This is a genomic window from Winogradskyella sp. (genome assembly GCF_013213835.1).
In the GTDB taxonomy this organism is placed as follows: Bacteria; Bacteroidota; Bacteroidia; order Flavobacteriales; family Flavobacteriaceae; genus Winogradskyella.
Genome location: NZ_JABSSU010000007.1, coordinates 202,844 through 218,702 on the forward strand (window position 1 = coordinate 202,844; position 15,859 = coordinate 218,702).

A 15,859-nucleotide genomic window follows, 5' to 3' on the forward strand; every position below is an offset into this window, starting at 1 on the left:
TTCGTCTCAACCTAGTTTTATCCCATCAAAAAATAATTAAAATATTCATCATGAAAAAACGAATTCTATTTGCAGTTATATTTCTAGCTTTTGCTTTACAATTAAATGCTCAAAACAAAGAGCTTCTAGACATTAATACATCAACAAGCGCTATTAAATGGTCTTGTGATTACGCGTTCTATTTTGGTGGTCATGAAGGCAACATCAACTTTAAAGAAGGTTATTTCATCAAAGACCCAAATGGGACTATTACTGGTGGAAAATTTATCATTGACATGAATACAATACGAAGTACTGACATGGATGAAGAAGAAGCGAGAGTTAGCTTAGATGATCATCTAAAGAATGAAGACTTTTTTGATGTTCCAAAATTCCCAACAGCGAAGCTCGAAATTACCAAAGTGAAATATCACGACAGTAATCACATGAAGATCTTTGCAGACTTAACTATTAAAGGCGAAACAGTTGCTATCAACTTTCAAGCTGAAGTAGACTATGAAAATAAAGAACTAAAAACCCGATTTAAAATAGATCGTACACGTTGGGGCATTACATATAATTCTAAAGAAGTTGAAGGCAAACTCAAAGATGGTTTAATCTCTGATGCCATTGGCTTTGAGGTTGCGATTAAATTATAGCGTATCTTGAAAGTGAAATTCTGAAAACCACTTTTTTTGAAATGAAGAAACTCAAAATCATCATAATATTTCTGTTGTTATTTCAGGGCTGTAAGTCGACTCAATCAAGTTTTAACTACGAAAAACTTCTATGGACTACAGATTGGAGTCCTAATAAAGAATTGATAGTCGTTGGTGGTAATTGGGATACATTACAAATCCTTTCCGCCAACGATTTAGAAGTTGTAAAAAGCTATAAAATACCAAGAACAATAACAAAAACAGCTTGGCATAACTCTGGTGAAATCATTGCAGTCACTTCTCAAATTTCAAAAGACGTTGCAGTATTAATTGACACAAAAACCGATAAAATTACCAAATTAGAACATGTCCACGAGCATGGCGCTAGAGGATTGAGTTGGAATAGTGATGGTTCGTTATTAGCTATTGGAGACAATTCAGGGCATTTAACATTATTTGATAGTGAAGGGAATTTCATTAAAAAAAAAGATTTAGAACAAAAGGCAATCACAGGTTTAAGCTGGCATCCAACCAAAAATACTGTCGTTGCTGTTGGTAGTCAAATTTCAATATACGATGTAGATAAAGACGAATTAAAAACCATGATTCCGCGAGAAATTGAGATTTTAATGTTAAGTGCTGCTTGGCATCCATCTGGTGAGTTCTTTGTCACAGGTGATTATGGGGATTTTGAAAAAGATTATCCACCTTTATTGCAATTTTGGTCACAAACCGGAAACAACATCAAAAATATTGAAGAAAGCAAAGCAGAATACAGAAATCTAAAATGGACTAGCGATGGTAAAACTCTAGCTAGCGCTAGTGAAAAAATTCGTCTATGGAATACTGATGGCGAATTACTTAAAAGTCGTTCTCTTGGTAATAGTTTACTATGGGGGATTGATTGGAATAGCGACAATAACAAAATTGTGGTTACCAATGAAAATGGCGATATTAAAATATTAAATCAAAATCTAAAAATCGTTTTAGAAAAAGAGAATAATTAATCTTCCTTTTTCTGCCATACAGAACTATGACGCGCTGAGCTTGTAGAATTGCAACCGAGAAAAAGAGTGAAAACTTAAAAAGACGGTTCTGTAACTATTCAAAAGTTACTGATGATGTCGTTTTTTCAACTTTCAAGCTTACTTCTTTACCAAAAACCAATGCTCTATTATCTGGTTCGTGGCCAGCTGGCATATTGAATGCTATAGGAAAATCGTAATCCTCTAAAACGTCTAAAATCAACTGCTCTACAGAAGTTCCCCAAACGGTTGTATTCCTTTTAATTTTAGTCATATCACCAATAATGACACCTTTGCAATTTTCAAAATAGCCAGCACGCTTTAAACTTTGTAGTAATCTATCAATATGGTATTTGTACTCACCAATTTCTTCAATAAATAAGATTTTACCAGAAGTATCAATACTTTCTTTAGAGCCCAACATGGTTTGTAAAATGGTAAGGTTTCCACCAACAAGTTGCCCTTTGGCTTCACCTGCTCTATTATATTTAGAACCTTCTAATTCATAATTCACAGGATTTCCAAAAATGGTAGATTTAAAAGTCTCTATAGTTTCTTTAATCTTATCAAAATCATCAGATAAACTCGTACACATTAAACCGTGGATAGATTCAAAACCTTCATTATGTAATTGATTATGTATAGCCGTAATGTCGCTATAGCCAATCACCCATTTGGGGTGTTTTTTAAACTTAGTGTAATCTATTTTATCTAATATTCTTGCGCTACCATAACCACCACGCGCGCACCATATGGCACTTAATGTTGGGTCATCAAAGGCTTTTTGTAAATCCTCACAACGTTCTTCATCTGTACCTGCAAAGTGATTATTCTGATTAAAAACATGCTTTCCTACAACAGCATTTAAACCCCAACTTTTTAATAAATCAACTGAGCGCTGCACTTCAGCTTCTCTATTCTTTAAAATTCCTGATGGTGCAACAATGGCTACTGTATCGCCAGCTTTTAAATATGGTGGTTGTACTAAATCTGTTGTCATTTCAGAAGTGTTATCAGTTTCATTTTGAGCTAAAAGTCCATGATTAAAGCCAAATATTATGGCTAAAAACATAAATAAAAATGTACGCTTCAAAATCATAGAAATCGGCTTTTTGTAAATGTACATTTTTTTTAGAACTGTTCTTATATTGTGTACTTTTGTAGCTTCAAAATATTGAAATCATGTCAAAACGATATACCATAACAGCAGCATTACCATATACTAATGGACCAATTCATATTGGGCATTTGGCAGGTGTTTATGTTCCAGCTGATATATACTCAAGATATTTAAGATTAACTGGCAATGATGTGGCTTTCATTTGCGGAAGTGATGAGCATGGTGTGCCAATTACAATTAAAGCAAAAAAAGAAGGTGTCACACCTCAAGATATTGTAGATAAATATCACGCAATCATCAAAACATCTTTTGAAGATTTTGGTATTTCGTTTGATAATTACTCACGTACCTCAGCTAAAATCCATCACGATACAGCTTCAGAATTCTTTAAAACCTTATATGAAAAAAATGAATTTGTTGAAGAAGTTTCTGAGCAACTTTATGATGCAGAAGCCAATCAGTTTTTAGCCGATAGATTTGTAATTGGCACCTGTCCAAAATGTGGATACGAAGAAGCTTATGGTGACCAATGCGAAAATTGTGGAACTAGTCATAATGCTACAGATTTAATCAATCCAAAATCAGCAATAACTGGTAATACGCCAACTTTAAAAGAAACAAAACACTGGTTTCTACCCTTAAATAAGCACGAAGAATTCTTAACAGAATGGATTTTAAATGGTCATAAAAAAGACTGGAAACCTAACGTTTATGGGCAAGTAAAATCATGGATTGATGATGGATTACGACCAAGAGCTGTAACCAGAGATTTAGATTGGGGAATTCCGGTACCTATTGAAGGTGGCGAAGGCAAAGTGCTTTATGTTTGGTTTGATGCACCAATAGGTTACATCTCCGCAACCAAAGAATGGGCTGAACGCGAAGGCAAAAATTGGGAAGATTACTGGAAGGATGAAGATACAACCTTGGTACACTTTATTGGTAAGGATAATATTGTGTTTCATTGTATCATTTTCCCATCGATGTTAAAAGCTGAAGGTTCTTATATTTTACCAGAAAATGTACCAGCAAATGAATTCTTAAACTTAGAAGGCAACAAATTATCTACGTCTAAGAATTGGGCAGTTTGGTTGCCAGACTATTTACAAGATTTCCCTAATCAGCAAGATGTATTGCGTTATGCATTAACTGCCAATGCACCAGAAACAAAAGACAATGACTTTACTTGGAAAGATTTTCAAGCAAGAAACAATAACGAGCTGGTTGCCATCTTTGGTAATTTCATTAATCGTGTGGCTGTATTAACCAATAAATACTATAATGGCGTTATTCCTGAGTCATCGGGATTTAAGGCTATAGACGAAGATACATTAGCTGCCGTTAAAGCTTATCCTGCTGTAATATCAAGTTCAATTGAGCGCTACCGATTTAGAGAGGCAAGCCAAGAATTGATGAACCTTGCGCGTTTAGGAAACAAATATTTGGCTGACGAAGAGCCATGGAAAACCATAAAAACGGATGAAGAACGCACAAAAACTGTCATGTTTGTAGCATTACAAATTGCTTCTGCATTAGCGGTTTTAAGTGAACCTATTTTACCATTTACTTCTGAAAAACTAAAAACCATTCTTTGTCATTCTGAACTCGAATCAGAATCAACTTGGAATGACGTTTCAACAAAAGACATCTTATTACCATCTGGTCATCAATTACAAGAAGGTAAACCTGAATTGTTATTCACCAAAATTGAAGACAAACAGATTGAGGCGCAATTAGAAAAGCTTGAAGCTAGTAAAAAAGCAAATGAGGCCGCTAACAAAGCCACTGAACCTCAAAAAGATGAAATTACTTTTGAAGACTTTACAAAGCTAGACCTTAGAGTTGGTACTATTCTCGAAGCCGAAAAAATGCCAAAAACAAAAAAACTCTTAGTATTAAAGGTTGATACAGGTATAGATACAAGAACCATTGTTTCTGGTATTGCTGAAAGCTTTAAACCAGAAGAAGTCGTTGGCAAACGTGTGACTGTGTTAGTAAACTTAGCACCAAGAAAATTACGTGGTGTTGAGAGCCAAGGCATGATTTTAATGACTGAAGACGCTTCAGGTAATTTAGTATTTGTTAATCCAGACGATTCTTCTGGCGTTGGTAATGGTTTGCAGATAAGCTAGTTGTGAAAATTGAAAAGACCAAATGAAACAAATATTAAGCGGACTAATTTTAACTATTTTACTCACTTCTTGTGTAAATAAACGTGAAGGAGAAGAAAAAACAGGACTATTATCAAACTTTATAAGTTTAACTGACAATGAAGACGCTGGAGTCAACGAAATATTAGATTTCTATGGCGGGCGTTGTGAATACTCAGTTGGCGCATCTGCATCAACAAGTGAAGGAACAAAGAGATATTTTGAACTTGAGATGAGCCAAAGTGAAGCTATTGAGAATAGGCTTGACAAACCCAAATTACCTTCATCAAATATTGCCTTTATTTTTTTTAAAAATCTTAAAGAAGAAAAAAAGAATTACGACGCTATTCATGTCATTTTAATTTCCAAGGATAAGTCCAAACAGGTGTTTAAATATCCAATTTCCACTCTTGAACAGGTTGAACAAAGGATGAATCTGAATAATAAAACTGTGAACTTGCTTAAAGAAAAGAAGTTTGAAAAATTAAACTCGATGTTAAACAATGAATTAATTCCCTTTAATAAGGAAGAATTTATAACTCGCTTAATTCAAGTTGAACCTCAGTTTGGAAACATAAAAGAGTATCGATTCTTTGGGTTTATGATAGTTCCATTTAAGGGTAAAGAAATACTTCATTTATCCGGGGCTTTATTACGTGAAAAACAAAATCATGAATTTAGTATAGACATTGATTATAATTCAGATAATGAAAAACTATATCAACTTCAATTCAAAAGCTGATTAAAAACATTTTTCAACTATAGGAATAACCTTATTGCGTAGACAGATACATGAACCTCTTACCATTCATTATTTCTAAAACCCAGCTGTCAGAAACTAGTGTAAAAAACACACTAAGGCTTTTAGATGAAGACTGCACTGTTCCGTTTATTTCACGATACAGAAAAGAACAAACAGGGAATCTTGATGAAGTAGAAATTGGAAGTATTGTTACGTTAAAAGCGCAATTTGAAGCTTTACAAAAACGTAAATCGAATATTCTTAAGACTTTAGAAGAAGATAAGGTTTTAACTGCAGAGCTTCAGAAGAAAATAGAACAAGCTGAAGATGTAACAACACTAGAAGACCTTTATTTACCTTATAAAAAGAAACGCAAAACCAAAGCCGAAACTGCTCGCAAAAATGGTTTAGAACCATTGGCTAAAATCATAATGAGTCAAAATGCAAATGATATTGACTCAATTGCATTTAGATATACAAAAGGTGCTGTAACTTCTGAAGAGGAAGCGCTTGAAGGTGCGCGTCATATTATAGCTGAATGGATTAGCGAGCGTACAGATATTAGGAATAATATTCGTTACCAATTAGAGCGTTTTGCGACGATTAACACAAAAGTTGTTAAAACAAAATCTGGCGATACTTCGACTGCGGTCAGCACAAGCGAAAAAGCTCAAAAATTTAGAGATTATTTCGATTGGTCTGAGTCCTTGAGTCGCATACCTTCACATCGATTACTAGCTATTCTTAGAGCAGAGCAAGAAGGCTTTATTCGTGTAAAAATAGAAATTGACGATGAACGTGCTTTAACTAAAATTGAAGACCGAATCATCAAATCAAATAATGCTTGCGCTGACCAAATAGAATTAGCTATTAAAGATGCATACAAACGATTATTATTACCATCTTTAACCAACGAAGCGCTTCAAAACGCAAAAGCAAAAGCAGATGATGCTGCTATAAAAGTGTTTTCAAAAAACTTAAAACAATTGCTTTTAGGTGCACCTGTTGGAGAAAAACGTGTATTAGCCATTGACCCAGGATTTAGAACAGGTTGTAAAATTGTTTGTCTTGATGAAAAAGGCGCTTTGAAGCATAACGAAACCATTTATCCGCATCCACCAAAACAAGATACTATTGGTGCAATGAAAAAAATTAGCTCATTAGCAGATGCTTACAAAATTGAAGCTATTGCCATTGGTAACGGAACAGCTTCAAGAGAAACCGAAGCTTTGGTTCGTAAAATTAGATTTAGAAACGATATTGAAGTATATGTGGTGAGTGAAGCTGGAGCAAGTATTTACTCTGCTTCAAAAATTGCTCGTGAGGAATTTCCAAATTACGATGTTACTGTACGTGGTTCGGTGTCTATTGGAAGACGTTTACAAGACCCATTAGCAGAATTGGTAAAGATTGATGCCAAATCTATTGGTGTTGGTCAATACCAACACGATGTGGACCAAACCAAACTAAAAACAAGTCTAGATACTGTTGTTGAGAGTTGTGTGAATGCTGTTGGTGTTAATATCAATACTGCAAGTAAATCACTATTAAGTTATGTATCTGGTATTGGACCAAAACTCGCCGAAAATATTATTGCTTATAAAAACGAAAATGGTGTTTTTACCTCTAGAAATGATATTAAAAATGTACCACGTTTGGGTGGAAAAGCGTTTGAACAAAGCGCAGCGTTTTTAAGAATTAAAGGTGCCACTAATCCGTTAGATGATTCGGCAGTGCATCCAGAACGTTATGCCTTGGTAAAACAAATAGCTAAAGACGAAGGTAAATCTATAGAAGATCTCATTGGCAATTCTGAAGCACTCAAAAAGACTAATTTAAAGACATACATTTCAGACGATGTTGGTTTACCAACACTCGAAGACATCATCAAAGAACTTGAGAAACCAGGTTTAGATATCAGAGAAAAAGCCAAGGTATTTACCTTTAATCAAAACATAAAAACCATTAACGATTTAAGAGAAGGCCAACTGCTTCCAGGAATAGTGAATAACATTACCAACTTTGGTTGTTTTGTTGATGTTGGTATTAAAGAAAGTGGCTTAATTCATGTATCTAATTTATCAGATTCTTATGTTAGTGATGTCAATGAGCATGTGAATTTACATCAACAAATTATTGTGAAAGTTTTAGACGTAGATTTGCAACGTAAGCGTATACAATTGAAATTGCATAAATAACTAGAACTCTACTATGCATTTCATCCTGTTTCTTAACAAGAACTTTCTGTTTACAGACTAGAAAACTAACTATATCTGCAAATTCAGTTAATCTTTTCTAACAAAAAGTTAAATCAACAATTCTTATTTATGCTTTTCAGTAATTTCACATAAAAAAGCTTCAATTAATTAGAAATGTCATTCTAAAAATTATAACACATTGTCTTTTCTACATCATTAGTTGTAAGCTTCAAACTATTCAAATATGATTAAGTCATCTAAAGTTTACGCTGTTATTTCATTACTTTTTTTCTTTTGTTCAATATTAAGTTATTCTCAAGAACAATCTAGTTTTTTAAAAAGCTATACTGATTATACCGAAGCATCGAGAGAGATAATACATGTGCACCTTAATAAATCAGCTTACCTAGAAGGTGAAGATATCGGATTCACAGCATATGTGTTTGATAAGTCTACAAAACAACCATCTTTGTCTACCACAAACTTGTATGTCAACTTAGTTGATGATACTAATAATGTGGTGAAAAAGGCACTTCTAAAAGTTGACAATGGTGTGGCATCAAATGTATTTACGATTGATACTACATTAACTACAGGTAATTATACGTTTAAAGCCTACACGAATTGGATGCGCAATTTTAATGAAAGAAATTACTTCGAAGAACATATAGAAATTATCAATCCCAACGATTCAAAAAAGCCGAAAACGAAGGTGGCATCAAAAAATTTTGACGCCCAATTTCTGCCAGAAGGTGGGCACCTTTTAAACGGTGTCATAAATAATATTGGCGTTATTATTAAGGATCATAACGGTTATGGCATAGCTAATGTAAAAGGTAAAGTCTATGACGATAATAACCAATTCATTACTGAATTTGAAGTCAACCAACTAGGAATAGGCAAGTTTTTATTATTAGCACAATCTAACACTAGCTATAAAATAAAACTAAATAAAAACGGTAATATTTACGACTTCAAGCTAAATAGTATTATAGAACCTATTGGGGTAACCTTATCCGTTACAAGTCATAGAGGAAAAACTATTGTCGCTCTCACCACAAATAAAGAAAGTCTCTCTTATGTAAAAGATAAAACATATACCCTTGCACTGCACAATGGCAATGAGATGAAGGTTATGGCGCTTACATTTGAGAATGAAACCTCTATTGTAAAAGTATTCAATCAAAGTTCTTTGCCTTCAGGCATGAACATTTTCACTTTATTCAATGAAAATAATAAACCTATTGCTGAGCGTCTTTATTTTAACTATGATGGCATTGAAATTTTAAAAACAACACAACCAATTAAAACTCAATTTGGAGATTCATTACGCTTAAAGTTTAAGGTTAATGACATTGATCCTAAAGCGTATAATAATATGAGTATTTCAGTACTTCCGAAAGAAACGAAATCCTATAACCACCATCAAAATATATTAACAAACACTTATTTAAAATCCTATGTAAATGGTTATGTAGAAAATGCCAGATATTACTTTACTGATATTACAGAGGACAAAAAACGTGATTTAGATAATTTGTTAATTACCCAAGGCTGGAGTAGTTACGATTGGAATAACATTTTTAGAGGTAAACCCATCCTAAGTCATAATTTTGAAGTTGGTATTAATGTCAAAGCTAACCTTTCATCTGAAGAATCTAAAAAAGACAAATCCTCTAACACTTTAATCTATGCCTTGGATGATAACGGATTTGATGTAAGCGAAGTTAAAAAAGGTGATAGAAATCACCTAATAGAAAACTTATTCCCTTTTGATAACAGTACCGTAAGCTTTTCTAAGATAACCGAAAATAATAAAATGGAAATACCATCTATGTATCTTCAATTTTTTCCAAATAAAATTCCTTCTTTCAATACTGGTAAAGAACAATCAATATTACAAACAAGATCAGTTTCAGATATTTTTTCAGAACAGAGTTATCAAAGTAATGTAGTACTTGAAACCAACGACGATATTCAAGAATTAGATGAAGTATTGCTGCAATCACAAATTAGCTCAACTATACAGCGCCAAAATGAATTATCTAATGGACGCTTTGGAAGAGTAACTGTTGTAGACGAATCAATGGGAAACACCTACTTATTTTTAAGTGATTATTTAAGGTCAAAAAATATTATTGTAAATGAAGGCGTAGGGGAATTTACGGTGAGGTTTTTGTACTCAGGAGCTGCGAGAGGTCCAGGTAATAATGGAGGACCTACTAATGCAAATATTTTTTTAGATGATTTGTTGTTATTAGACACTAGTATTCTTAACCGCTTTTTGATGAAAAATATTGATTATCTCGAAATTAATCGTTGGGGAATGGGAGATGGTATACGAAGTCCATATGGATTTATTAGAATCTACACCAAGGATTTGAAAGTATTAAAATCTAATAAAATTACAGCTAGATCTTATGAATTCCCACTAACCTTTACTGAGAAAAAACAATTTTATATCCCTAAGTACAGGTATAATAATGATGACTTTTTTAAGCACTACGGCACTATAGATTGGAAACCAAATGTAGCTGTCAACAACAATGGTGAGATAAGTATAGTTATTGCAAAACCAGAAGTGCCTTTTAAACTACATATAGAAGGCATAGCAAATGATGGTGCATTTATTTCTGAAGAAAAAACGATAACATTAAATTAATTAAAAAGTTAATACGATCTCATGCTTAAGATAGCATATCACCCTATTTATAAACATCCTTTACCAGAAGGTCATAGGTTTCCGATGATAAAGTATGAGCTTTTACCTGAGCAATTGCTGCATGAAGGTACCTGCATAAATGATAATTTCTTTGAACCAGAAACACCTAACGACAAGTATATTTTAGCAGTACATACACCAGAATATTACTATGATTTAGTCAATATAACTTTAGACCAAAGAGCCGCTAGAAAAATTGGGTTTCCACTAAGCGAAGTGTTAGTAGAGCGTGAAGTTATCATTGCTGATGGTACTATTCAATCTAGTTTACATGCATTGGAATATGGCATAGCAATGAACATTGCAGGTGGCACACATCATGCCTATACAGATAGAGGTGAAGCCTTTTGCTTGTTGAATGACCAAGCTATTGGAGCAAGATACTTACAATCTAAAAAATTGGCTAGCAAAATTTTAATTGTAGATTTAGATGTGCATCAAGGTAACGGCACTGCTGAGATTTTTCAAAATGACAATTCTGTATTTACCTTCTCAATGCACGGTAAGGCCAATTATCCCTTCAAAAAAGAAAAAAGTGATTTAGATATTGCCTTAGAAACCAATACTGGTGACGAGGATTATTTAGACATCTTATATCAGACACTTCCTAAACTTATAAATGAGGTTCAACCAGACTTTATTTATTATTTGAGTGGTGTAGATATTATAGCAAGTGACAAGTTAGGTAAGTTAGGTCTAACCATTAATGGTTGTAAAGAACGTGACCGTTTTGTCCTTCAAACTTGTAAAGAACATAATATTCCTGTGATGTGCTCAATGGGTGGTGGATATTCACCCGACATAAAGGTTATTGTTGAAGCTCATGCTAATACATTTAGACTAGCACAAGAGATTTTTTTCTAATCATTGTAAGGTTACTAGGGAAATATTGACAACCTATACATGATTAAAGAATTTAGAGAATTTAGCACTGGTGCAATTTTAAATATAGCCAATGAGTCCCTATTAGAGCCTTTTAAAACCACTAAGCCTATAGGCCTTTTTACATTTATATGGACGAAGGATTCAGAAGCCCATTTTGAAGTAGATGGAGTTCCTTTTACATTAGAGGGAAATACTATTTTAGCACTTACACCAGTACAAAATTTTAGGTTAATAGAAGGCAAAAATTTAATTGTCTATCAATTTAATAGAGAGTTTTACTGTATTAAAGACCACGATAAAGAAGTTGGCTGTGCAGGTCTAATTTTCTTCGGAAATGATTTTATTCCGATCATTACCTTATCAGAAAATGAACAAACTAAATTCTCGTTATTGCATGAAGTTTTTCTTGACGAACTAGATACTAAAGACAATATTCAAGCTGAAATGCTGAGAATGCTCATGGCGCGTTTTATGATAAAAGCGACACGGATTCTCAAAAACAGTTCTGATACCTTAAAATCTGAAGCCTCTAAAATAGACCTACTCAGACACTTTAATGTCCTTGTGGAAAGCCATTTTAAAGAGGAACATAGTGTAGCCTTTTATGCAGAAAAACTATTTAAATCACCCAAAACACTTTCTAACACCTTTGCTAAGTTCAAAAAAAGTCCATTAAAAATAATTCATAATAGAATTATTCTTGAAACCAAACGACAATTATTGTATACTGATAAAACCGCCAAAGAAATTGCCTATGACATTGGTTTTGATGATGCGTCTCACCTAAGTCGTTTATTCAAAAAAATTACCTCTTTATCACCTTCGCAATTTCAAAAACAACACAAAAACAGTCATTAGGGAAAAATTGACATGCCACAAGGTAATATGAACATTCTTTAGCCTTGTTATCGGTCGCATCTTTGCAATGTAAAATTAAAACAACGTAAAGATGAATTTAAAACATACTTCCATTTTCAATCTGATAGAAATTTTCAGAAAAGGAAAGCAGCAGGTTCAACATACCATTAATCCAAAAACACATTGTGAGCAAAAACACATTCACGATTTCTATTGTGATAGTGAAAGACCACATCTTAATATTCGATAACAAATAATAAAACTAAAATTTAAAAATTATGAGCACATTTAATGTACCAACACGAGACGAAGTAAACGAGAACAATCAAGCAATTTTCGACAATCTTAAAAGTAAACTAGGATTTGTACCAAACCTTTATGCAACCTATGCACATAGCGATACAGCTTTAGAAAATTACTTATCATTTTCAAGCGCTAAAACATCGCTTTCTGCTAAAGAAAAAGAAGTTGTAAACTTAGCTGTAAGCCAGGTAAATGACTGTATCTATTGTTTATCAGCACATACAGCAATTGGAAAAATGAACGGTTTTAATGATAATGAAATTCTAGAATTTAGAGCTGGTTATTCTTCTTCTAACGACAAATTAGATGCATTGGCAAAACTTGCAAAAAATGTAACCGAAAACAGAGGAAGAACAGATGCTTCTGTTATTGAAAACTTCTTCAATTCAGGCTATAACAAAGGAAATTTAATTGATGTAATTAGTCTAGTTGGGGACAAAACTATTTCAAATTACATCCACTCAACAACTCAAATTCCAGTGGATTTTCCGTTAGCACAACAATTAGAAACCGCAACTGTTTAAAAATTATTAATAATCAGAATCATAACACATAAAAATTAGGAATCATGAAAAGAATCTTATCAATATTCGTAATCATCATAGCATTTAGTTTAAATGGAAATGCACAAGACAAAATGATGAAAAAAGAAATGGGTGCAAAAACAGTTACCCTAGAACAAACTAAAGGTGAATTTACACAGCAAAATTTAACCTTAACAGAAGGAAACTACATATTTGAAATTTCGAACAATAATGTAGGACACGATGTTGGTTTTGTCTTAGTAAAAAAGGGTGATGATGCCTCTAAGCCAGAAAATCATATTAAAACCGCTTATGTAACCAATGTTGTAAAAAACAACACCAAAGGACAATCCAATATTACAACATTAGAAAAAGGTGAGTATGTGTATTTCTGTCCTTTAAACCCAACACCACAGTATACTTTAACTGTAGAATAAGATGAACAAAAAGCAAAGCGCAAGTGAATCACTTGCGTTTTTTTAACATCTCTTATTTGCCAGAGAAAATCTCCTTCAATTGAGAAACCATGTTACCATTACCAGATACTGTAATCTCGCCAATTTTATCGGCGATTTTTTCAACATATTCCATCTCTTTAAGCTTGTATAACATATCATTCTCTTCCATCAATTTCGCGGTGTTTAACAAACTACGAGTAGAAGCTGTTTCTTCACGTCTCATAATAACATTGGCTTGAGCCTTCTTTTGTGCGATTAAAACTTGGTTCATTATTTCTTTCATTTCACCAGTTAAAATCACATCTCTGATACCACAGTTCAATATAGTTACACCTAACTTTGACGCACTTGTTTTTACATCTTCAAATACGGCTTCTGCAATATTATCTTTACGCTCTAACAATTCATCTAGAGTATAGGCACCTACATAGGCACGTAATACTAACTGCATTGTTATGTACAATTGCTTCTCGTAATCCTTGTTTTCTAAAAGTGCTTTTTCTACATCGGTAACTTTATACTGTGTGTAAAAGTTAATTCTAATTGCAGCTTTATCTTTAGTTAACAATTCTTGTCCAGAAATTTCTAATTGTAACTGACGTAAATCTACCTTGGCAATTTTAATTGAGGTATCATTTTTCCAGAAACGATATGTACCACCATCTAATGTTTTAGTGTAAACATCATCTACCAAGAAAACAGCCTTTTCGTAAGTGGCTACCTCAAAAGTTCTGATATATCTAGAGACTTCTAATTTTCCGAAAAGTGCCTTGTCTATATTTTCTGTAATATAGATTTTGTTCAAATCGACCCTTAGATATTCACGATCAATTAAACCTTTCCAGAAGACATATCTTCCTGAAGTAAGAACAGATTTAAAGATGCCTTTTTCATATAGAAACACCAATTCACCGTCCTTTACATCTACTACATCGAGCATTTTTGCTAAGACCTCATCTTTTAACAAGATCTCTAATGCTACTGGTGCAGTAAACATAGTACTCAAATCAAACGTTACAATACGTTTATTGAAACCTAGCCAGTGTATTCCCTGTGTAATTACCTTTACGTAATCACCACCTCTAAATACCAAACCTACTTTTCCTGCGTTAATTCTTACTCGTAACATTGTTCTTAATTTTAAAATTAAACTTCAAATTTTGCCAACTAAGGCATATGGTAATGCATGTAACGGACGGATTACCAACTTATAAATCACAGACGAGTACTGTAATTTAAGAGCATCTATTATTTTCCATTTTAAAAAGCAGTAGATTGCAAATCATCTCAATGGTATGGAACAACTATTGATAACCTTTGCCATAATTAGTGTAATGAAAGCCAGCAAACAGAAACATTTGTTTTACAGGTTTACCTTTAAACATTACAGTAACTATTTTAAGAGATTACTGCTTAGAAATTCTGAATACCTTTAAGATTGCTTTAGAATAACCGCTATCAATTGATAGTTGAAATAAAAAAGCCAATTCACAACCTATGCTTTTTGTCGTTTTTGTGAGCAGTTGACAGACTGCGTGGCTATCAGTTTTACAAGATGATAAGCTTTGGTGGACATACTTTGCCCTAAAGCTGCATTTTGAGTGCAGTGCTCTAACCAAACTGAGCTACAAAGCCTAAAATAGTGGCTCTGACAGGACTCGAACCTGCGCAATTAAAATCTATCGCTCTAACCGCTGAGCTACTTCCCCATTTATGCGGTATTATTTTGTGGGGAAGATGGGAATCGAACCCATGACTAATAGAACTTGGGACCATTTTTTGGTGAATAGGTCTAACCTTCAAGTCTAGTTGCATATAAAAACATCATACATCACTGCAACGTTTTATACAATAGTGCTATACCGAAACACCCAACAAGACCAGCTTGATATTTTAAAAAAAGCGCGCTGAGAATACCTTCGCTTATAGATAAGCTTTCCTTGGATTATAGCCGTAGCTCTTCCCTAGTTTTCCACACTCATTTCATTGCTAGAAAGTCATGTACCTATCTGATGCCTAATTACATTGTAGCCGTTCGGCAACTTAGACTTGGCCTGCATAGTGGCTCAAAGACCACGCTTTGCAATTACAAGGGTTGGCTCCCTCACCATTCATAGGCGTCCTCTTTTGAGGCGGCCTACTAGAATGTTCACCGCACAATTAAGGTTTGCGACCTCAATTGTCCCATATATTTCAATGGGTTTAGGCAACCACTAGCTGCTACAATGCCCGAAGT

13 protein-coding genes are annotated in these 15,859 nt (G+C 33.6%); 11 read left to right on the plus strand and 2 right to left on the minus strand.

Going from position 1 to position 15,859, the window contains the following annotated elements; genetic code table 11:
- Positions 1-50: 50 nt before the first annotated feature.
- Both HRU50_RS12390 and HRU50_RS12395 read left to right on the plus strand, forming a co-directional pair.
- Positions 51-638 carry a YceI family protein gene (locus tag HRU50_RS12390; RefSeq protein ID WP_296351407.1) on the plus strand — a complete coding sequence of 196 codons (588 nt, stop codon included), beginning with the start codon at positions 51-53 and terminating at the stop codon, positions 636-638.
- A gap of 41 nt (positions 639-679) precedes the next feature.
- Positions 680-1,645, plus strand: a complete 966-nt coding sequence (locus tag HRU50_RS12395) for a hypothetical protein (RefSeq protein WP_296351408.1) — start codon at positions 680-682, stop codon at positions 1,643-1,645.
- A gap of 94 nt (positions 1,646-1,739) precedes the next feature.
- On the opposite strand, the gene HRU50_RS12400 is transcribed toward HRU50_RS12395, so the two are convergent.
- Entirely contained in the window at positions 1,740-2,663 is a 924-nt protein-coding gene (locus HRU50_RS12400) for an LD-carboxypeptidase (protein WP_296351439.1), read from the minus strand.
- Positions 2,664-2,845: 182 nt separating this feature from the next.
- Between HRU50_RS12400 and metG the strand changes: the two genes are divergently transcribed.
- The 9 genes from metG to HRU50_RS12445 all read left to right on the plus strand — a co-directional run bounded on the left by metG (position 2,846) and on the right by HRU50_RS12445 (position 13,602).
- Positions 2,846-4,915, plus strand: coding sequence for a methionine--tRNA ligase (metG, locus tag HRU50_RS12405; protein ID WP_296351409.1), 2,070 nt, complete (start codon positions 2,846-2,848; stop codon positions 4,913-4,915).
- Positions 4,916-4,937: 22 nt separating this feature from the next.
- Entirely contained in the window at positions 4,938-5,675 is a 738-nt protein-coding gene (locus tag HRU50_RS12410; RefSeq protein ID WP_296351410.1) for a hypothetical protein, read from the plus strand.
- 50 nt (positions 5,676-5,725) lie between these two features.
- Positions 5,726-7,873, plus strand: a complete 2,148-nt coding sequence (locus tag HRU50_RS12415) for a Tex family protein (protein WP_296351411.1) — start codon at positions 5,726-5,728, stop codon at positions 7,871-7,873.
- 244 nt (positions 7,874-8,117) lie between these two features.
- Positions 8,118-10,535 carry a hypothetical protein gene (locus HRU50_RS12420; protein ID WP_296351412.1) on the plus strand — a complete coding sequence of 806 codons (2,418 nt, stop codon included), beginning with the start codon at positions 8,118-8,120 and terminating at the stop codon, positions 10,533-10,535.
- Positions 10,536-10,556: 21 nt separating this feature from the next.
- Positions 10,557-11,459: a histone deacetylase gene (locus HRU50_RS12425; protein ID WP_296351413.1), complete on the plus strand. Its 903-nt coding sequence runs from the start codon at positions 10,557-10,559 to the stop codon at positions 11,457-11,459.
- Positions 11,460-11,498: 39 nt separating this feature from the next.
- Positions 11,499-12,338, plus strand: coding sequence for an AraC family transcriptional regulator (locus tag HRU50_RS12430; protein WP_296351414.1), 840 nt, complete (start codon positions 11,499-11,501; stop codon positions 12,336-12,338).
- Between the two features lie 91 nt (positions 12,339-12,429).
- Positions 12,430-12,588: a hypothetical protein gene (locus HRU50_RS12435; protein ID WP_296351415.1), complete on the plus strand. Its 159-nt coding sequence runs from the start codon at positions 12,430-12,432 to the stop codon at positions 12,586-12,588.
- 28 nt (positions 12,589-12,616) lie between these two features.
- The gene (locus tag HRU50_RS12440; RefSeq protein ID WP_296351416.1) at positions 12,617-13,165 is read left to right on the plus strand and encodes a carboxymuconolactone decarboxylase family protein; all 549 of its coding nucleotides are present in this window, start codon (positions 12,617-12,619) and stop codon (positions 13,163-13,165) included.
- A 44-nt stretch (positions 13,166-13,209) separates the two neighbouring features.
- Positions 13,210-13,602, plus strand: coding sequence for a hypothetical protein (locus HRU50_RS12445; protein ID WP_296351417.1), 393 nt, complete (start codon positions 13,210-13,212; stop codon positions 13,600-13,602).
- A 52-nt stretch (positions 13,603-13,654) separates the two neighbouring features.
- On the opposite strand, the gene HRU50_RS12450 is transcribed toward HRU50_RS12445, so the two are convergent.
- A complete protein-coding gene (locus HRU50_RS12450) occupies positions 13,655-14,752 on the minus strand; it encodes a slipin family protein (RefSeq protein ID WP_296351418.1) in 1,098 nt (365 codons plus the stop codon).
- Positions 14,753-15,859: the final 1,107 nt, after the last annotated feature.

Excerpts from the sequence above, each read along its gene's own strand:
- HRU50_RS12390 (WP_296351407.1), top strand. The coding sequence starts at position 51 with ATGAAAAAACGAATTCTATTTGCAGTTATATTTCTAGCTTTTGCTTTA.
- HRU50_RS12410 (WP_296351410.1), top strand. The coding sequence starts at position 4,938 with ATGAAACAAATATTAAGCGGACTAATTTTAACTATTTTACTCACTTCT.
- HRU50_RS12395 (WP_296351408.1), top strand. The coding sequence starts at position 680 with ATGAAGAAACTCAAAATCATCATAATATTTCTGTTGTTATTTCAGGGC.
- HRU50_RS12420 (WP_296351412.1), top strand. The coding sequence starts at position 8,118 with ATGATTAAGTCATCTAAAGTTTACGCTGTTATTTCATTACTTTTTTTC.
- HRU50_RS12435 (WP_296351415.1), top strand. The coding sequence starts at position 12,430 with ATGAATTTAAAACATACTTCCATTTTCAATCTGATAGAAATTTTCAGA.
- HRU50_RS12450 (WP_296351418.1), bottom strand. The coding sequence starts at position 14,752 with ATGTTACGAGTAAGAATTAACGCAGGAAAAGTAGGTTTGGTATTTAGA.
- HRU50_RS12440 (WP_296351416.1), top strand. The coding sequence starts at position 12,617 with ATGAGCACATTTAATGTACCAACACGAGACGAAGTAAACGAGAACAAT.
- HRU50_RS12430 (WP_296351414.1), top strand. The coding sequence starts at position 11,499 with ATGATTAAAGAATTTAGAGAATTTAGCACTGGTGCAATTTTAAATATA.
- HRU50_RS12400 (WP_296351439.1), bottom strand. The coding sequence starts at position 2,663 with ATGACAACAGATTTAGTACAACCACCATATTTAAAAGCTGGCGATACA.
- HRU50_RS12445 (WP_296351417.1), top strand. The coding sequence starts at position 13,210 with ATGAAAAGAATCTTATCAATATTCGTAATCATCATAGCATTTAGTTTA.
- HRU50_RS12415 (WP_296351411.1), top strand. The coding sequence starts at position 5,726 with ATGAACCTCTTACCATTCATTATTTCTAAAACCCAGCTGTCAGAAACT.
- metG (WP_296351409.1), top strand. The coding sequence starts at position 2,846 with ATGTCAAAACGATATACCATAACAGCAGCATTACCATATACTAATGGA.
- HRU50_RS12425 (WP_296351413.1), top strand. The coding sequence starts at position 10,557 with ATGCTTAAGATAGCATATCACCCTATTTATAAACATCCTTTACCAGAA.